General features: G+C 35.3%; 17 protein-coding genes. 11 read left to right on the forward strand and 6 right to left on the reverse strand.

From position 1 onward, the window contains the following. Positions 1-79: 79 nt before the first annotated feature. Positions 80-892: a sugar phosphate isomerase/epimerase family protein gene (locus tag N0K73_RS03925; protein WP_112250461.1), complete on the forward strand. Its 813-nt coding sequence runs from the start codon at positions 80-82 to the stop codon at positions 890-892. 47 nt (positions 893-939) lie between these two features. Here the strand turns inward: N0K73_RS03925 and N0K73_RS03930 are convergent, their stop codons facing one another. The 4 genes from N0K73_RS03930 to N0K73_RS03945 form a co-directional block, all read right to left on the reverse strand. Continuing rightward, positions 940-2,232: an APC family permease gene (locus N0K73_RS03930; protein ID WP_225416490.1), complete on the reverse strand. Its 1,293-nt coding sequence runs from the start codon at positions 2,230-2,232 to the stop codon at positions 940-942. 118 nt (positions 2,233-2,350) lie between these two features. Then, positions 2,351-2,578 carry a DUF2922 domain-containing protein gene (locus N0K73_RS03935; protein WP_112250459.1) on the reverse strand — a complete coding sequence of 76 codons (228 nt, stop codon included), beginning with the start codon at positions 2,576-2,578 and terminating at the stop codon, positions 2,351-2,353. 22 nt (positions 2,579-2,600) lie between these two features. After that, positions 2,601-2,801 (reverse strand): DUF1659 domain-containing protein, encoded by a 201-nt coding sequence (locus tag N0K73_RS03940; protein ID WP_057974372.1) that lies wholly within the window; start codon positions 2,799-2,801, stop codon positions 2,601-2,603. 99 nt (positions 2,802-2,900) lie between these two features. Beyond that, positions 2,901-3,464, reverse strand: a complete 564-nt coding sequence (locus N0K73_RS03945) for a sigma-70 RNA polymerase sigma factor region 4 domain-containing protein (protein WP_112250457.1) — start codon at positions 3,462-3,464, stop codon at positions 2,901-2,903. Positions 3,465-3,729: 265 nt separating this feature from the next. Between N0K73_RS03945 and N0K73_RS03950 the strand changes: the two genes are divergently transcribed. Further along, positions 3,730-4,581: a competence protein ComK gene (locus N0K73_RS03950; protein ID WP_112250455.1), complete on the forward strand. Its 852-nt coding sequence runs from the start codon at positions 3,730-3,732 to the stop codon at positions 4,579-4,581. 111 nt (positions 4,582-4,692) lie between these two features. On the opposite strand, the gene N0K73_RS03955 is transcribed toward N0K73_RS03950, so the two are convergent. Beyond that, positions 4,693-6,432 (reverse strand): 6-pyruvoyl-tetrahydropterin synthase-related protein, encoded by a 1,740-nt coding sequence (locus tag N0K73_RS03955; RefSeq protein ID WP_112250453.1) that lies wholly within the window; start codon positions 6,430-6,432, stop codon positions 4,693-4,695. 506 nt (positions 6,433-6,938) lie between these two features. Between N0K73_RS03955 and N0K73_RS03960 the strand changes: the two genes are divergently transcribed. The 3 genes from N0K73_RS03960 to N0K73_RS03970 all read left to right on the forward strand — a co-directional run bounded on the left by N0K73_RS03960 (position 6,939) and on the right by N0K73_RS03970 (position 12,007). Further along, positions 6,939-8,027, forward strand: coding sequence for a glucosaminidase domain-containing protein (locus N0K73_RS03960; protein WP_181647382.1), 1,089 nt, complete (start codon positions 6,939-6,941; stop codon positions 8,025-8,027). Between the two features lie 209 nt (positions 8,028-8,236). Beyond that, positions 8,237-9,964 (forward strand): 6-pyruvoyl-tetrahydropterin synthase-related protein, encoded by a 1,728-nt coding sequence (locus tag N0K73_RS03965; RefSeq protein ID WP_112250449.1) that lies wholly within the window; start codon positions 8,237-8,239, stop codon positions 9,962-9,964. Positions 9,965-10,273: 309 nt separating this feature from the next. Beyond that, positions 10,274-12,007 (forward strand): KxYKxGKxW signal peptide domain-containing protein, encoded by a 1,734-nt coding sequence (locus N0K73_RS03970; protein WP_112250447.1) that lies wholly within the window; start codon positions 10,274-10,276, stop codon positions 12,005-12,007. A gap of 70 nt (positions 12,008-12,077) precedes the next feature. On the opposite strand, the gene rlmD is transcribed toward N0K73_RS03970, so the two are convergent. After that, complete coding sequence (gene rlmD / locus N0K73_RS03975) at positions 12,078-13,478, reverse strand: 23S rRNA (uracil(1939)-C(5))-methyltransferase RlmD (RefSeq protein WP_112250438.1); 1,401 nt, start codon at positions 13,476-13,478, stop codon at positions 12,078-12,080. 106 nt (positions 13,479-13,584) lie between these two features. Between rlmD and recX the strand changes: the two genes are divergently transcribed. The 6 genes from recX (at position 13,585) to N0K73_RS04005 (ending at position 18,532) form a co-directional block, all read left to right on the forward strand. After that, positions 13,585-14,394 (forward strand): recombination regulator RecX, encoded by an 810-nt coding sequence (recX, locus tag N0K73_RS03980; RefSeq protein WP_112250436.1) that lies wholly within the window; start codon positions 13,585-13,587, stop codon positions 14,392-14,394. Then, on the forward strand, positions 14,391-15,512 hold the full coding sequence (gene mutY / locus N0K73_RS03985; RefSeq protein WP_112250433.1) for an A/G-specific adenine glycosylase: 1,122 nt from the start codon (positions 14,391-14,393) through the stop codon (positions 15,510-15,512). Before recX ends, mutY begins: the two co-directional genes overlap by 4 nt. A gap of 83 nt (positions 15,513-15,595) precedes the next feature. After that, the gene (gene ntdP / locus N0K73_RS03990) at positions 15,596-16,153 is read left to right on the forward strand and encodes a nucleoside tri-diphosphate phosphatase (RefSeq protein WP_112250431.1); all 558 of its coding nucleotides are present in this window, start codon (positions 15,596-15,598) and stop codon (positions 16,151-16,153) included. A gap of 163 nt (positions 16,154-16,316) precedes the next feature. Beyond that, complete coding sequence (locus N0K73_RS03995) at positions 16,317-17,297, forward strand: LacI family DNA-binding transcriptional regulator (RefSeq protein WP_181647380.1); 981 nt, start codon at positions 16,317-16,319, stop codon at positions 17,295-17,297. A gap of 212 nt (positions 17,298-17,509) precedes the next feature. Next, the gene (locus N0K73_RS04000; RefSeq protein WP_057973656.1) at positions 17,510-17,767 is read left to right on the forward strand and encodes a hypothetical protein; all 258 of its coding nucleotides are present in this window, start codon (positions 17,510-17,512) and stop codon (positions 17,765-17,767) included. Positions 17,768-17,785: 18 nt separating this feature from the next. Further along, a complete protein-coding gene (locus N0K73_RS04005) occupies positions 17,786-18,532 on the forward strand; it encodes a sugar phosphate isomerase/epimerase family protein (RefSeq protein WP_112250427.1) in 747 nt (248 codons plus the stop codon). Positions 18,533-18,535: the final 3 nt, after the last annotated feature.

An 18,535-nucleotide genomic window follows, 5' to 3' on the forward strand; every position in this document is an offset into this window, starting at 1 on the left:
ATTTATCGAATTATTAAAAGTTGTTCTTTTTTATTTATCCCATCTTTCGTGCTAACATAGCACTGAGGAGATGATTCGAATGACAATTCCACTAGGCTTAAAAGCAGGAACGGAACCGATTCAACTTCACGATCGTTTACAACATCAACCGGATGTCTTTGAATTTTATATAAACGAATTTGATGTCTCTGGCGATGGATTAAAACGATTATCGGATGAAATTGATGAAGTAAAAGATACAACGAAGAAAATCGTATTGCATCATCCAATGAAGGTTGGGGAGCAATCTGTTGAGCTAGATGTTTCTGAAGTAGCTGATCCTAACTTATATCGATTCGTTAGAGAGAGCACAGAGACGTTAATTCAGCTAGCGAAAGATAAATCAATTCAAGTTTTGATACATGGTTCGTATAACCAGCAAACACCAACAATTATTGCAGAGTATGCTAATTTTGATGAAGCACAATCGGCATTGTTTAATCGGATGGACTATTACCAAAAATATGGTCAAAATAACGTTATGTTTGAGAATTCTATTTCAGATTTATTTTATTTTGGTTCTGAAGAGATGGACCGATTTATTCTTCAAAAAGGTTATCGGTTAGCGTTTGATACATCCCATGCATTTATCAAGCGGTCGGGAAGTAACGCTGATTTACAAGCAAGTTTAAAACGATTAATGCCAAACATTGTTCATTATCATTTGGTCGATTCAATGGGTGAATTTCATGACAGTTTGACATTAGGTAAAGGGAAAATTGACTGGGAACGGGCTTATTCCTTAATGAACCCTGATGCGACTTCAATTTACGAGATTGATTTAGCAGATCAAAATGATTGTCGTGAAATGCTTGAAAGTCACGATTATCTACAAAATTTAATAGAAAAATAGACCTAGTTTTGAAAGTGTACTACAACTATAACTTTCAAAACTAAGGTCTATTTTTTTCGATTATCAAACCAATATAATAAAGAACCTAGGACTAGAACAATAATCCCAAATAAGATAATCTTCCAGGTGAAGCTGAGTAGTAAGTATAGTGATACAATTAACGCAATACTTGGGATAATCGGACCACCGGGAAGTTTAAAGCCTTTTGGTAACTTTGGATCGTTATTAAACTTAAATGTGGCCAAAATAGTTGGCACATATTGAACAAATGAGGCGAAGACAATACATGAAACCAAGAACAAGTAGCTACCACTGAGTAGCAATAAGATACTTGTAACGGAGGTGGCGATGATTGCCACAAATGGCGTATTGTGCTTGCTTTGTTTACCAATAATTTTTGGTAATAATTGGTGCTCATTCGCTAGAGAAGCGGCAACGATTGGTGTATTAAAAGAAACTGAGATTGCGACACCAAGAATTGAAATAATCATCCCTACAATAATGACAGTGTAGCCCCATTCACCAAAAATACTTCTGAACGCTTCAGCAATTGGTAGTGAAGATGTACCAAGTTTTGGTCCAAGAATGCCAACGGCAACTGTTTGAAGTAACGCATAGAGTAACGTCACCGTTGCAATTACGTTTAATAATGCCTTTGGAATATTCTTTTCGGGATTATCCATCTTGGCTGCAGCAATTGGTAAGAATGAAAAACCGGTGTACATATAAAAGATCACGCCAAATGCGGCATTGAATCTCGTAAAGAGTTGGGTGCCACCTTGAACATCAGCTGGTATCATTGGCGTAAAATGACCACTTTTAACAAATAAAGCGCCGGCAATGATAAAGAGTAGCATAATGAAGACCTTCGCCGCAGAAGATAAATTATCCGCGAAATCGAGAATTGCTGTTCCAAAATAATTAATGATTCCTAAAATAACGACTAAGATAATAGCTGTTAAATTATAAATAGGTGCTTGTTGCAGCGCCGGAAAGAGCATTTTAAGCACGGTCAGCAAGGCGGCAATTTCGGCAGATAATGTGACGACACCTAAGACCCAAGTAAAAATACCGACTTGAAAGCCAGTGAATTTACCGAACGCATTATAAGCGTATAGCCAAGCGGCACCGTCTTCTGAAAACTTGCTGGCTAATGTGGCGTAGCAAAGCACAATCATTGTAACAGCCAACGCTGCAAGAATGATTGTGAAAATACTAAAAGCACCAATATCGTTATATATTTGACCGGACAGTAAGAATATCCCTGATCCAATGATGCCATTAATACCAAGTAGAAAAACGGTAAAAAAGGTCATCTTTTTGTTAGCTGTTTTATTCATATGTATTACTCCCATCCAATAACTGCTTAAATTCAGCATAGCGAATATCATGATGAAACGCAATGGATAGCCATTATGAGGGTACAAAAAAAGCCAACAATTAAGTTGGCCTCCAATGTTAGACTAAGTCGTTCTTGTAAATTGGTGTTTCAATCGTTTCAACAAACTGTGCTGAAAGTGGTGTCACAAACATTTTTTCGTTATCGCGATGGAATAAATCTGAACCCGTAATTTCTTCCATGGCTTTCTTAACGGTGGCTGGATCTAAATCCGTATTGACGTAACGGAGTTTCATGTGACGTGTTTTACCTGCTTCATTTTTAAATGCTAAATCTAATTGTTTCATATTAGTTCCCCCTTAGTTTTAATTAAGCTAAAATACTTGATTCTGTGCGGATAGTCATCTTAACGGTATTGTCGCCTGTTAATGAAGCGACGGTTGCGCCAAGTTGTGCAATTGCTTCGTTAGAGGCATTCTCAGTAATATTAGCGAATGAACGTTTACGTTCAACCCCGTCAGTACTTAATCCCTCAACGATAACGTTTGTTTTTACCCAAGTTTTACTCATTTATGTTCTCCTCCATGTTGCTATATTTGATAAGTGCCGCGACGCCTTACATAGATAATAAAGAATCAACTAGGTAGTTTGTAAAGTAAATCGGTAAATTTATTCTTGATTCATTTGGGCGATGACTAGTAAGGCTTTTTTACCAACGTTATTACGCCAGTTATAGGCAGCTTGTCGACTGACATGGTGACTTGCAGCAATTTCGGTGACTGACTTATGTCTAATGTAACAATCTACCAGATAATGTTGTTCAACGTTAGAACATAAATCGTACAAGGTCTTAAAAAGTTGCTCGGTGAATAGTTTTTCAGCAATCGTATCTTGAGTCTGTAATGTGAGGTCGATGATGGAATCCGTTATATCAACAGAATCGTTACCTGTTGGTTCTAAATGGATCTGTTGATTCGATTGACGGTTGATTAAATCTAGTAGCCGCCAGTAAACTCGTTGATACGCGTAAACCATAAAAGATTGTTCATTGGCTTCAATACTTTTAGGATAATGATCATAAGCGGCACTGAATGCTAATCGTGCTTCCTGTACGAAATCATCATATGAAGGATGTGACTGATTGAGGGTCATTTTTTTTAAGACACCGAAGATAAGTTTCTCTCGGTTATTTTCTAGTAAAAAGGTTAAGCCTTCGTTGATTTGATTTGTCATGTGGTTTTAACTCCGCTTCATTAATTAGGATCCCTTGGCCAAGGTTCTTAATTAGCATACGAAGATAGTAAGACAGAAAACACCCGACGCAATCATGTTATTTATGGGTTTTTGATGAGGTTTTACCAGTAAAGTCTAGACTTATTGTTTTCTTAAGATAAACTTAATAATTACACTTAAGTTCACACAAGATTGTGGGCGATTAAATCTGTAACATTAATCAAGTTGTTGATCACATTGGAAGTAAGAAAGGGAGTAAGGGCTATTGAGTTGGGAAGAAGAGGCAAAACAGGATTTTGAGGAGATTATTGATTATCCGGAAACACGGTTATTATCGGTTGGTGCGCAATATTGGCGGACATTGTTGGAGAATCATCCGATTATTGATGTCACAGATTATGATTTTTTCACGGAACATGGGATTGTGACGGATAATTATCAAGTTAATATGGAAACAACTTTGTATATTCATCATATTAGAGATAAACGCGATGAGTTACGTTCAATTATTTTTGATAAACATAAGGGGATTTTACTATGTAAGTACACCACCACGAATTTTGTGAATCGCTTAATTAATGAAAAGATTCTGACTTATGTGGCGATGCGTGCGATTGGATCGTTAGTTAATAAGAAGCAGGCGTTACCTTATTCGTGTGGTCTTTATCAATTGTTTCCAGATTGTGGACCGTCAAAACGGGATGCATCGTGGACGGCAGGGCATCATTTAGCTAATATTTCTGATGTGAAGACGGGAACAGATTTATTTTTTAATAACGGATTAAGAATTCGAATTCAGAGTAGTTATTCACAGTTTCTTAAGCAATTGAATTTGGCCCATCTCTTTACGGATATTCAAGTTTCCTTAGCCGGTAAGGTTGCAGCTGAAATGGGATACGAAAATCCTATTCCTCTATTCAGGTACCATGATGCTATTTTGTCTTTAGTCCAGAATAGACGAGAGATTTATGTGGATAAGATTGATTTTATCAAGGAAGTTAAACACTTGTTGGCTGCGTATACATTAAAAGGGTATGCCGACGAATCACCTGATGATTCACTTATTAGACAAACATGTAGTTGGACACATATGAATAGAGGAATTCTTCGTTATTGAGATGACAAATAAACTTGACGGGTTAGAGATGTTGATAATTATTATTGATGTTAATAAAAATAGGTAATCTTTCATTAACATCGCGTTAGTGAAAGATTACCTATCCTATTATTAATGTTTTTTATGGGTGGTAAAGGGTAGTACAATAATGGCTAAGCCACTAATTATCCAAGCTAATATAACAATTGTGAGTTTAGATTTAGTAATTATTTTTGAATGATACCCAATTTTTAAATAATTTATGCCATTTTTTGTTGAATTTATGGTTGGCTTACCCATAGTTGATAGTTTTATTTTATTTTGATTGAGATTCGTGCCGTTAAGTTGAACGGATGAGTTCGTGTATATTACTATTGGCAACGAAATGGTATCACCGATTTTTTTTGCGTTCCAACTAAGGGTTAAATCGCCATTATGATCTACAATTTTAGTAACCTTAGACTTTTCATTTGAAATCATATCTTTTCGATAGTCAGCATCAGGACTCTTACTTAGAACGCGATTGTTAGGAAGATAATCGGACGTTGGTTTTGTAACTAAAAGTAATCCGGCATCTAAATTAGGGCCAGTAAAAGCATTAGTAATTTGATCATTACTTGTATTTTTTGCAAAATAAGTATCATGTAGGGAGATTACGGAATGTTCACTATTCCATAGTTGATTATCAAATTGAATTGCCAGATAAAATTGAACAAGCATTAAAACACTACCTACCGTCATTATTAATTCAAAATATTTTCTGAAATCGTTAGCTGAAAGCGTTGAGACGGTCGCGCCAAAACCAGCCAGTAATAAGACTGAAGCAAATCCCTCAAATCGATAAGGAAATTGTAACATGTGTTGTATCTCTGGAAATGAGTTACCTATCGACGTCCACGGGAGAAGGTTTGAAGACAGTACTAAGAATATGATACCTAACACTGTGACGACCTTATTAGTTAACGTTAACGTATCTTTTTTAATGAATAACCAAATTATTTGTAAGATGAATATAATACTCATAACTAAACCAATTTGGGTAAACGTTGCGTTATCCGTTGACAAATTCATTGTTGCTGCCGACATATTCAGGTTACCAAATGGCGAGTAGACTTTATTTGTTGAGAAGACATCAAGTAAGGCACCCCAAACATTAAATGTTAGAACGAGTGATAACAGACCCGCAAAGAAACATTTTGAGAGAAGTTTTACTTTTTGGTTCGTTTTTAAAAAGCCAACTATGAAGAAAATAGCCAATACGCCAACCGACATTAAAGCACTTATTAGATGAACTTGAATAAGTACTGAAACGACTAACGCAAAAGGGATAATGCGTAATCCTTCAGAATTATTTTTAATCATTTTGGTTCCCATTAAAACGATTAAAGGCATCAGGGAAATTCCCCAAGCCATAAAATTTTGAGAAGTCGACCAACGTGTAATCCATAAGCTGCCCATAAAAAGAGCTGCCGTAAGTAAAGAAATTTTCTTGGTAGAATCCATTTCTCTGGATAAAAGATACATTGAATAACCACTAACAAAGAAAATTAAAAAAGAAGTGACAATTTGAAATTTAATCCAACTATGGACGGCTAATAGTAAACCTCCTAAGAAATAAGCAAATCCAGGGCCGTATAAAGCATTAACAATACGTCCACTTTGTTGGAATCCATAATTAGATTGAAAATAACTGAAGTTTCCTGTTTTAAATTGCATGTATGCATCGTAAATACGATTGAAATGGAACAAGGAATCAGTACCTAACACTAGACTGTGATTTAAAATTTGAGGAAGAACTAAAAAGAAACTCACTGCAAAAATGACACTAAATATGGTTCCCTGTTTCTTAAAATGTATAAAAATATTTTTCAATTGATTAGCTCCCCAGAATGTTTATTTAAATGGTATAGGTACAGTAATTATGTACCTGTGTACGTTGCTCCGAATAATGTAATATAAAAAATAAAAGTGATTATTTACAATTACATGTCAATTGATTATATATCGTAAAGAGGGTTACTTTGAGTGCTTTTAATTTGACATTGTCATGTAAGATGGAGGGTGATACAAACACTAAAATATTATTTGATTATTGATATTTTGAATAAATTAATGGGCTAAAATAATTATGATTTAAAATATTGATAAATCATTTAAAATGATAACACAAAGTTAACAAATTTCAACATTTTTTCTGTTGGAATCGAGAAATAGGTTAAATATTAATTAATAAATAATTTATCTCTTGAAAAAGATGTTTAATTAGCTGATGTTATTGCTAAACTGTAATTAAATTGTAATTAAATAATATATCATTGAGGCATATGTTTTGGTACAATTAAAGTTATGTTTTAAAACCAAATAGGGGGAGTATGTCGTTGAAAAAAAAGGAATTAGTTAAGCTTATGACTGCGGCTTTTGTTGCGTGTGTTGGGGTTGGAATTGTAAGTCTGCCAGTAATTGGGGACGGCGAAGTAGTTGTTGAGGCAAGTAAAACGGATGATTTTATTAATAAGATGTCAGCCAGTGTGCAAAGTACATCGCAAAAAAATAATTTATATTCTTCGGTGACATTTGCGCAAATGATTTTAGAGTGTTCTTATGGGCAAAGTGAGTTGGCACTAAAGGCAAATAATTATTTTGGGATTAAAGGCAGTTACTACGGGGCATCGTATTCCAAGAAGTCTCTAGAGTACGATAAAAAAGGAAAACCATATTATGCCGTTTCAAAATTTAAAAAGTATCCTTCAGCACAGGCCTCAATTGACGATTATGCTTATCATATGCGTCATGGTGTGAGTTGGGATTCTAAATATTACTCTGGCGTCTGGCGTGAAAATGCAAAAGATTATAAGGCAGCTACTAAGGTTTTAAGTTCAAAGTATTCAACAAGTAGCGCATATCATAATTCTTTAAATAATCTAATTAGTAAGTACCATTTAGATAGGCTTGACGAAAGATATTCAACTGTTAAGTATACGGGTGGTACAGGATCTGAGTCAGCTCAAGTAATTGGTGCAGGATATGATCTTTATAACCACGTATCAAATACGGAATATAGTGCTAATAAAGGACCTGCTTCAAAATTAGCAGGAAAACGTGTTTACCTTGATTGTACTGGGATTAAAAGCGATGGGACGACTTGGTACCGAATTAGAGTCGCTGGAACGTCAACACTCTACTGGGTAGATGGACGTGCATTGAAATTTAGACCAGTAGAATATTCAGGAATGTACACAACCGCAAGATTTAATGATGTATCATCTGATTTACGTAGTCATGTTTATAATTCAGTTGCTCTTTCACAAAGTCGAGGGAATGCGCAGAAGTATAAAAATCAAACGACGGTTGTTAATCAGAAGGCGGTTATTACTGACTATAGTGGTAGCCAAAGTACTATGTATCGAGTTTCAATTAATGGGACCACTATGTGGGCCTCATCTAGAGCGGTTCGTTTTGGTAAATAAAAAACAGATGATGTAAAGATATATTTTGATAATTTCATTACTGAATTGGCTGGTTTAATAGTGTGCCTGCTGGAGCAGTATTAAAAAATGTGCTCAAAGTAATGTTTCTTTCAAGGAGTGAAAAATTACCCCCCTGAAAGTAATTACTTTGAGCCTTTTTTATTTGAAAGTATTGTAAGATTAAAAAATTTAAAAGGAGCCAAGATAATATGATACAAAAAAAAATAAAAGAAAATGGGATGCCATTTATTGTTATCTTTATTACCAGTTTATTTTTAATTTTACCCCAGGTATTAAATCATAGTTTAGTATTAGGTGCTGATTCGTTATTTCATTTTAATCGTATTTACGATATTTATATGCAATATAAAACAGGGGATTTTAATTATTTTCAGACTAATTATGGATTTCAGCAAAGCGGCCGGATAATTAATGCGGTTTATGGTCCCGGATTTGCTTATCTTTTGGGCGGTATATTAGTAGCCGTTCATAGTTGGATGAAATTTCAAATTATTACTTCCTTTTTATTATTTTTTATTAGTGGATACTCTATGTATTCTTTATCTAGGAGTATGGCATCAACTAAAAAAATATCATTGTTAATGGCAATTCTTTTTATGGGTAGTTTTTGGGTTACGGGCTGGGAGGCCAACCAAAACTTTATGTCATGGGGCATCATGCTAATGCCACTAGTTGTACTGATCGGACTTAAGATGATCAAGAATAATGGCGAAGAATTGGGTATAGTCCCGATGGCGTTAACTGTTGCCTTGGTTATCCAAGTTCATGTTTTAAGTGCATTAATGTCAATCTCTGTGTTAGTTATTTTCTTTATAGTAGGAATGTTTAAAACGTCCCATAAAGTCCAACTCCTGGTAAAGTGTTTTCTAGCAGGAGCACTAGCGTTGATTTTGACTTTTAATGTTTGGGGATCAATGCTGGAAGTTTTTACAACGAATACTCTTTTTTCACCATTCGCTGAACCTAATATGGCCGGATGGACGATGAATATTTCAACCGGTAATTATGATTTCAGTCATTTAGGACTAGTGATGAGTGTTATTTTTATTTTACAGATATTGTTTATGTTTTCAAAAAAAGAGACGGTCTCATTAGCGAACAAGCTAGTCACGATTACAGGTGCCGGATTTTTGATATTATCCTCGAATATAGTACCTTGGGCAAGATTGTCAGCTATTTTTCCACAGCTACAAAGTTTTTTACAGTTTCCTTACCGTTTTAATGGGTTTGCAATGGTTTTATTGTTGGCCGGATTTGGTTCAACATTATCTACTATATCGGTTAAATCTTTGCGAAAAAATTTAGAAATTATATTAATGGTTGGATGCGGATTGATCTTGATTCAAGCATACTCAACGCTCCAAAATCATAACGAATTTTGGCATAGTGAGCAGCCTATCTATAAGAATTCAGGTCTTCATTATGCGGGCCATTACAGTAATAAACAAATTACGAATAAATTTACTAGCCCTAATTTAGGCGCGGGGTTAAAAATGGTTGAAAAATCAACACCAGATTATTTGCCTAAATACCATGCCGGAACGAGTACCGGTTATGCTACCTACGAGAAAGAAATAATAATTAACCATAAAAATGTAAAAAAGACGGTTAAAAATGGCACACTAATTGTTAAATGGAATGCGAAAACAAAGGGAGAGTCTAAAAGATTACCGATTGTTGTCTATTCAAATTCGATATTATCATTGAATGAGCACAATCTTTCTAAGGATAAAGTAAAATTATCAACAATTGGTAGTCCTACCGTAAAAGCAGATAAGAAGGGTGAAAATACATTAACCTTAAATTATCATTCAGATATGATAACGAAATTGAGATTAGTTGTGGTTGCATTAGCTTGGGTAATAAGTGTGTTATCAATGATTATCTTTTACGTTAAATCGCGTTACGATAAATAGAAATGTTTAAATTGGCAGAACTGTCATTTTAAAGCTAAAACAGTTCCGAATTTTTAAATTCGGAACTGTTTTTTGCATTATAATAAAATGAGTTACATACGGGTTATTAGTTATAATTATTATGAAATGAATAGATTAAAAGATACTAATAGTAGAACAAACTGACAAAATTTATAGTATAATCTGTGAAGGGGATAGGTAAGGTGATTATTATATGCAAGGGATATGCCGATATTTTATGGCAGATTATAATAATTTGATTAAGGTACTTATTTCTAAACTTAGAAGTAGGAAGAGGAGAACTATTTAATGGGAAAGCAGAAAGAAATGAGTACAAAGGTTCATTTTAAGATGTACAAGACAGGCCGTACTTGGGCAATAGCAGGAATTGGAATTTTGAGTTTGGCGCTGGGAACAGCGTCGACAACACAAAATATTAATGCAGCCGCAGTGGATAGTAATGTTCCAGTAAGTAAAGTAGCGGACAGTGCAGTGGGAAAACCGGTAAAAACAACAGAAGCAACTGCAACGGTGGCTTCAACTAAAGAAAATAAAACGTCAGCACCAACGGTGGATTCAAAGGCCAAAGCTAAAGTAGCACCAACGACGAAGCCGAAGATTGAAGATAAAATAGCCCCAACGGCGACAAAAATGGAAGATAAAAAGGTATCTACGAAAACGGCAGAGCCGAAAACTGAGATTAAGACAACATCCGATAAGGTAGAAGATGACCAAGATTCTACCGATGAAGATTACGTGGACCATTCTAAAGTTTCGTTAACAAATGTATGGTACACGGCGAAGCAGGGACAAGCATTAAATGTACGTGAGTTATTTAAAGGGGCAACAGATGTTGATGGATCAGATGTTGATTATTCAAAAATAACTGTTCAAGTTGATAATCCTGATGGAACTACCGTTAATAAATCTGTTGGGAGTGACTACTCTATCGATACAAGTAAAATTACCATTGATGCTTTTACTATATATTACTCATTTACTAATTCAGAAGGCGCGGAAGTATCTAATTACGTTTACGTTCTTGTCTCTAGTGATTCTGGAGCATCTTTTTCATTCCATGAGATAGGAAGTATTTATGAAAATCAAGAATTTTCACCCGAACAGTATTTTGTGGGTGCAACTAAAAGTAATAATGAAGATGTTCCTTTTTCAAAAATAACTGTTGATACGTCAAAATTGGATACCACGACACCGGGATCTTATACGGTGGTATATTCATTTGTTGACAGTGATAATTCTATAATTGATAACGAGCTTCATGTTACGGTATTGAAGGATCAAAGTAAACTTAACGTTAAAAATATTACCCTTAAGAAGGGAGAGACGTTCTCATCTGAAGATTACAATAAACTTGTATCTGCGGTTGATTCTGATGGGTCAACAGGAATGGTAGGGCCAGATAGTGAGAACGTTAACACAAACAAACCGGGTGTTTATAAAGTAACATTTGAGTTTTATACGCTGAGTGGTAAAGTACTCACTGGCACATCTGTCGTAACTGTTAAGGACACAAATACAGGATCGGGAACAAATAACGGAACGGGTAACACAAATACAGGATCAGGAACAAATAACGGAACGGGTAACACAAATACAGGATCAGGAACAAATAACGGAACGGGCAATATAAATACAGGATCAGGAACAAATAACGGAACGGGTAATACAAACACAGGAGCAAACAACGGAACGGGTAACACAAATACAGGATCAGGAACAAATAATGGAACAGGCAATACAAACAAAGAAAACACTTTAAGTAATGGAACGGGTAACACGAATAACGGGACAAGTAATGCAAACAAGGAAAATACTCTAAGTACTGGTACAACAAATACTGGTACAAAGGTACTTGCTCCAATGGCAGAATCAGGTAACGCAAACAATAAATTAAATTCTGAAACTTTACCACAAACAGGTGAAGCTAGCGAAAGTAATGTCACAATTATGGGAGCTGTATTATTAGTTCTTAGCTCTTTTATCGGTATTTTTACTTTTTCAAATAAAAATCAAAAGAATTAATATATAAATAAAACCTCTAATCCACAGTATATGCGGATTAGAGGTTTTATTTATTTTGTTAATTTGTAAACTATCTAATGACTGAAGAACGACGTGATAATTTAACGACGGCTTCAACTTTTGATGTTTGTGGGAACATATCGACTGATTGAATATAATCAACGCGATATGATTTTGTTAATAATTCTAAATCTTTTGCGAGCGTTGAGGGATTACATGAAACATAAACGAATTTTTTAGGGCGACTCTTGTTGATAGCTTCAATTAATTGATCATCTAACCCAGTACGTGGGGGATCAACAACTAAGGCATCTGGTACGAAACCTTCTTCTAACCATTTAGGCAAGATATCTTCCGCCTTACCGACTTCATAAGTGGTATTTTCTTGATGCGAAAGAATTGCATTCTCTCTGGCATCTTCGATTGCTTCAGGCGTTGTATCCATACCACGAACTTCTTTAACGCCATGTGCAACATAAAGTCCAACGGTACCAACACCACAGTAGGCATCAACTAATGATTCATTTTTATCTAAGTTAAGAGCTTTGTTGATTTCGTCGTATAAAACGCCAGTTTGAACCGGGTTTAATTGGAAGAAAGCACGTGCTGATAATTTGAATTTCATTTTACCAAGGCGTTCCATAATGAAATCTTGGCCGGCGATATTAATTGTTTCGTCGCCCCAAACAAGAGAGGTTTCACCTTTGTTGATATTTTGCATGACAGAGGTTACCATAGGTAATTCTTCCAGAATATGCATGATTAATTCGCGTTTCTTAGGTAATTTTGATGAATTCGTAATGAATGTTAATTGAACTTCACCCGTATCAAATGATTCGCGAACGGCAAGCGTTTTGATAATTCCTGATTTGGCTTCTTCATTGTAGATAGGAATTTCAAGTTCTTCTAGTAGCGCAACAACATGACGAATAACAAGCATTGTTGTTGGACGCTGTGTGCTAAACTCTTTTAAATCTACTAAGTCATGACTTTTTGGTTTATAGAGTCCGGCAATCACATGTCCGTCTTGTTCACGAACCTGGAATTGTGCTTTATTACGGTATTCATAAGGTGTTTGCATACCAATAGTTGGTTTTAAATCGTAATGTTCATAACCGCGTGGTTTGTATCTTTCTAAAGATTGAACAATGACATCTTTTTTGAAATCTAACTGACCTTGATAGTTCAAATGTTCTAATTCGATACCACCGACTTCACCATAAGTTGAATCTTTTGGTTCTACACGAACGGGGCTTTGTTTACGGATTTTGTGGATTTTAGCGTTAATGTAAGTTGGTGATACGCTAGTGACTTCTGCCACAACAACTTCGTCTGGAAGCGCACCAGGGACGAAGGTAATCTTACGTTTATAGTAGCCAATTCCTTCACCATTAATGCCTAAGCGTTTAATAGTTAGAGGGAAGCGTGAACCGGCTTCGATTTCTATTCCAAATTCTTGATTGTCTGCCATAGTTTTTATAAACTCCTTATTGCTTTTTTCTTATTATAACACAGGAATATTGGCATTTTGGCTGTTCAAAGATATAATAACAAGATAAGCATTTAAAGGAGTCCACATGACAAAAAAAATTACAAAAATAACCACGCAGAAACGTGTTGGTCGCTACAACGTCTTTATTGATGAGAAGTATGCCTTCCCTATTGGTGAAGAAGTATTGATTTCGTTTCATCTCGCAAAGGGAATGGAACTGGACGATGCATTAATTAAACAAATCGCCGATGCAGATGATCGTTCGAAAGCGTATTCCAAAGCATTGAATTATTTATCAACGCAAATGCGAACGGTTAAAGAAATAAAAGATTACTTGAAGAAACATGAAATTACAGAAGACGCAATTGAAGAGACGATTGAGAAGTTATATGAATTCAGATTAGTCAATGATCTTGAATATGCCAAGAGTTATGTCCGGACAATGATGCATACGTCTGATAAAGGGCCAACGGTTATTCGCCAGAAATTACGGTTAAAGGGTGTTGCAGTTGAAAGCATCGACGAAGCACTAGAAGAATTTCCAGTAGATGAACAATTGGAAAATGGCATCAAAGTAGCTGAGAAATTAGTTAAACATTACCATGATCAATCATTTAGAAATTTAATTAATAAAGTTCGCCAAGCATTAATGACAAAAGGGTTTAAATCTGATGAAGTCACACAAATTATGGATAACTTAGAACTTGAGATGGATCCTGAAGCGGAGTGGGATGCGCTTGTTAAACAAGGGGATAAGGTTTGGAAACGGCAACGAGGGTTAGAAGGTAGTCAACGTGCTATGAAAGTTAAACAGGGGTTATTCCAAAAAGGGTTCCAGTTTGACGATATTAATGAATATATTGAATTGAAAGAACAAGATGAGGCACTTGAATGATAATGTGGGATGACGAAAAAATTAAAGACTTTCAAGAAACCTTATTAACTTGGTATGACAGCGAAAAGCGCGATTTACCTTGGCGCCGGGATCATGAGCCTTACCATATTTGGGTCTCAGAAATCATGTTACAACAAACACAAGTGAACACAGTTATTCCTTACTACGAACGGTTTATGGACTGGTTTCCAACAGTCGAAAGCTTTGCGAGTGCACCAGAGGAACGAATCTTGAAGGCATGGGAAGGACTTGGTTATTACTCGAGAGTTCGAAATATGCAAAAGGCGGCTAAACAGGTTGTTCAAGATTACGCCGGTCAATGGCCGCAAACAGCCAATGAATTACAAAATTTAGTTGGCATTGGGCCATATACGGCTGGTGCTATTGCCAGTATTGCTTTTAATGAGGCCGTTCCTGCAGTTGACGGAAATGCATTTCGCGTATTTTCACGTTTGTTTGAGATTGAAGACGATATTGTGAAACCACAAACTCGAGTTATTTTTGAACATGTAATTCAACAAGTGATTTCTAAAGAACGGCCTGGTGATTTTAACCAAGCAATCATGGATTTGGGCTCGAGTTACATGACCGCTAAAAATCCTGATCCGGAGTATTCACCGGTTAAGCGATTCAACCAAGCTTATTTAGATGGGAAAGAACTTGAATTTCCAGTAAAATCTAAGAAGCCTCGTCCCGTTGAAATGGCCTATGCTGCTTTAGTGATTGAAACCGACAAAGGTTTTTTATTTGAGAAACGTTCTAGTAAAGGGATGCTCGCCAATTTATTGGCTTTTCCGTTACTTAGAGTTGATGATTTGAAAGAAAAAACGGATGATGAATTATTAACAGATGAACTGGTCATAAAATTAGATCAATGGAGTCAAGAAAACTTGAATCAACCACTCGTCTTTTCGCCATTAGAAGGACAAATGGTTAAGCATACCTTTACACATCAAAAATGGTTAATTGATCTATTTGTTGTGAAAACTAAGGCATTTGATTTAAGTTATTTCCCAGGAGAATTCATTCTGGAGAAGGATTTTGATCAAATTGCGGTTCCTAAAGTGCAACAGAAAATTTGGGATAGATATTTAAGTCTTTCTTCAAATAAATTTTAGTAAAACGGCTTATTTTTTGGTATAATTATTCTTGCAATCGATGTAAAGTGCACTACGTGTTTAGAAAGTAGGTTTTGGTAGAGATGAGTAATCAGTCAAAGGAGCCTAAAGAAGGCGACTTCATTACCATAAAGAGTTATAAACACGACGGTAGTTTGCATCGAACATGGCGTGATACGATGGTGTTGAAAACCAGTGAGAATATGATTATTGGGTGTAATGATCACACATTAGTGACCGAAGCAGACGGCCGTCGATGGGTAACCAGAGAACCCGCAATTATTTTTTTTCATAAACACTATTGGTTTAATATTATAGCCATGATACGTGATAACGGCGTTTCTTATTATTGTAATTTGGCTTCACCGGCCACGTTGGATAAGGAAGCTTTGAAATATATAGATTATGATTTAGATGTCAAAGTTTTTCCAGATGGTGAGAAACGGTTATTGGATGTAGATGAATATGCAGAACACGGGAAAAAGTGGGAATATTCTGACAATGTCGATAAGATATTGAAGTATAATGTCCGAACACTTGTGGACTGGATAGATAACGGGAAAGGGCCATTTTCTAAAGAATATATAGATATTTGGTACAATCGTTACCTCGAACTAGCGGAACGTGAGAATAAGAAGTAAGGAGAAGAGGTGATTCCATGTATTCTTGTGGAATCACCTCTTCTTTTTGTGAGCTATTAACTTTTTTCTTCTTAGATTGGGAGATATGGTAACATATAAGTACGGTAAGTACGAAACAATAATAGATGTGTGAATGAAAATATCTAAATGAATGGATGAAAAAATGAATACTAAAGCGAATATAAAAGATGTTGCCAGCAAGGCAACCGTGTCTATTGCAACTGTGTCACGCTTTTTGAATGGGAAAACAGAACGTATGTCTAAAGAAACTGCATTGAAGGTTCAGGCTGCAATTAAGGAATTAAATTATGTGCCTAATGACGCTGCACGCCAAATGATTACAAAAAAAAGTCGAATGATTGCCACAATTGTGGCAGATGTAGACGATTATTTTGCTACTGAGATGTTTAAGGGAATTAGCTCTATCCTGGATGCTCAAGGCTATACAGCCGTTTTGTTTGATTCTGACACTGACAAGAATAGAGAGCAAGGGATACTTAAAATTATTGGTGAAAAATCATTTGATGGCTTAATTATGCAACCGATGCTTAAAACAGAAGCGGATTTACGAGTTGCGGTCAAAAGAAATCTACCAACAATTATTGTTGATCGTGAGCTATCCGATTCGAATTTAGCTAACGTTGTCACGAATAATTTTGACATTAGCCAACAGGTAACAAAATATTATATGAATCAAGGGTTTGAGCGAGTAATTGTTATAACTGGCGAGTTATCTGGAGTCTCGACTCGAGAAGAACGATACAGCGGAATTAGGTCCGTAAGTTCCGATGCCATTTTGATGGAGGTACCAAGTGGAGATACAAAATTAAGTCATACCTATGATAAGCTGAAGAATACATTGATACGCGATGATAAAAGAACCGTTATATTTGCACTAAAAGAGCGCTGGTTATTGCACCTTTTGCCTAAAATTATGGCTGACGGGTTTATGGCTAACCAACAAGTGGCGGTGACAGGTTTTTCTGATACTGAAGTTATTAAAGCCATTAATCCGGGAACATCATTAATTAATCAAAACCCATTTCTATTGGGTGCTAGTGCAGCAGAATTATTGTTGAATGAATTAAACGGCGAGATAGTGACCGAAAATAAAAAAATAATTATTCCTGCTGAATTTAAATAGACAATTGGAAATAGACTTACCTTTAATGGCAAGTCTATTTTTGTAAAGAAATATAAATTGAAAAGGCCGTTGTGTAAACGTTTACCAAAGTTCTCGAAATTTAATTAATTTTAACCCTTGCATTATTTAAAATAAGTATATATAATATGTCATGTAAACGTTTACCTAATTAATTTTAGGACATCTATATAAACTAATTGGAGGCGCTAAAAATGGATAAAAGAACTTTTTTAGATGTAGATAAATTTGCATTAGGGTTTGCTTCAACAACTGTAGAATCCAAGTTTGAAGACGAAAATATGGTTAAAACGGCAAAAAATTTTCTTGCTGCATACTTAACGGCCTATTACTTAGCGGAAAATTTCAACGAAATTGAACGAGAAAATTTTGATAACAACAATGAAGAAAAATTTGAAGATATGAATTTTGAAACATTGATGAGTCGGGTAAAGAAACTCAATAAATATTAATATCGGGGGAGAAAAATAATGACAGTTATCTTAAATACATGGATTTTTGAAAATGATGTAAAAAATGGAGTCAAGCAGGACGAACTAATTGATCGCGTTTCAAAATTGGACGTTGATGGTATTGAAGTTAGACGTGAGTATTTTAAAGATTTAGCGGTAGAGTTACCAATTGTTGCGAAAAAAGCGATGCAATATAAGCTATTAATAAATTATAGTGTCCCAGATCAAGTATTTTTAGACAATGGTATGTTAAATCCTAAATTAGCTATGTACTTTGAAGAAGGATTAGTTATGGGCATAAAAAAAATTAAATTTAATGTTGGAAATTTTGCCGCATTTACAGGAAATCTAAAACAGGCGTTAAGCGCATTTCCATTAGATAAAATCAAGATGAATGTTGAAAATGATCAAACTGAATTAAGTGGAAGTGTTGAGGCGTTGGTAACATTTTTAGAGAGTACGAAACAACATGATATACCAGTCGGTTACGTTTATGATCTTGGTAACTGGGCATTTACGAAGCAAGATGCACTTAAGAGTGCAGACTCATTATCGCAGTATACAGATTATATTCATTTAAAAAATGTCATTAATAATAATGGTAGTTTAGTAACATCTGCAAATTTAGATGAAGGAATGTTTAATTGGCGTGTTATTTTGAAACACTTACCAAAAAATGTGGCTTTTGCACTTGAATTTCCAATGGATACTAAAGCCCTTATTCAGTCTCAAATTACACTACTTAAAAAAGAAATCGAGGACTAAATT

It is taken from the genome of Dellaglioa algida (assembly GCF_030127605.1).
GTDB lineage: Bacteria > Bacillota > Bacilli > Lactobacillales > Lactobacillaceae > Dellaglioa > Dellaglioa algida.

Coding starts and splice junctions, on each gene's coding strand:
- N0K73_RS03925 (WP_112250461.1), top strand. CDS start 80: ATGACAATTCCACTAGGCTTAAAAGCAGGAACGGAACCGATTCAACTT.
- N0K73_RS03930 (WP_225416490.1), bottom strand. CDS start 2,232: ATGAATAAAACAGCTAACAAAAAGATGACCTTTTTTACCGTTTTTCTA.
- N0K73_RS03935 (WP_112250459.1), bottom strand. CDS start 2,578: ATGAAACAATTAGATTTAGCATTTAAAAATGAAGCAGGTAAAACACGT.
- N0K73_RS03940 (WP_057974372.1), bottom strand. CDS start 2,801: ATGAGTAAAACTTGGGTAAAAACAAACGTTATCGTTGAGGGATTAAGT.
- N0K73_RS03945 (WP_112250457.1), bottom strand. CDS start 3,464: ATGACAAATCAAATCAACGAAGGCTTAACCTTTTTACTAGAAAATAAC.
- N0K73_RS03965 (WP_112250449.1), top strand. CDS start 8,237: ATGATACAAAAAAAAATAAAAGAAAATGGGATGCCATTTATTGTTATC.
- N0K73_RS03970 (WP_112250447.1), top strand. CDS start 10,274: ATGGGAAAGCAGAAAGAAATGAGTACAAAGGTTCATTTTAAGATGTAC.
- rlmD (WP_112250438.1), bottom strand. CDS start 13,478: ATGGCAGACAATCAAGAATTTGGAATAGAAATCGAAGCCGGTTCACGC.
- recX (WP_112250436.1), top strand. CDS start 13,585: ATGACAAAAAAAATTACAAAAATAACCACGCAGAAACGTGTTGGTCGC.
- mutY (WP_112250433.1), top strand. CDS start 14,391: ATGATAATGTGGGATGACGAAAAAATTAAAGACTTTCAAGAAACCTTA.
- ntdP (WP_112250431.1), top strand. CDS start 15,596: ATGAGTAATCAGTCAAAGGAGCCTAAAGAAGGCGACTTCATTACCATA.
- N0K73_RS03995 (WP_181647380.1), top strand. CDS start 16,317: ATGAATACTAAAGCGAATATAAAAGATGTTGCCAGCAAGGCAACCGTG.
- N0K73_RS04000 (WP_057973656.1), top strand. CDS start 17,510: ATGGATAAAAGAACTTTTTTAGATGTAGATAAATTTGCATTAGGGTTT.
- N0K73_RS04005 (WP_112250427.1), top strand. CDS start 17,786: ATGACAGTTATCTTAAATACATGGATTTTTGAAAATGATGTAAAAAAT.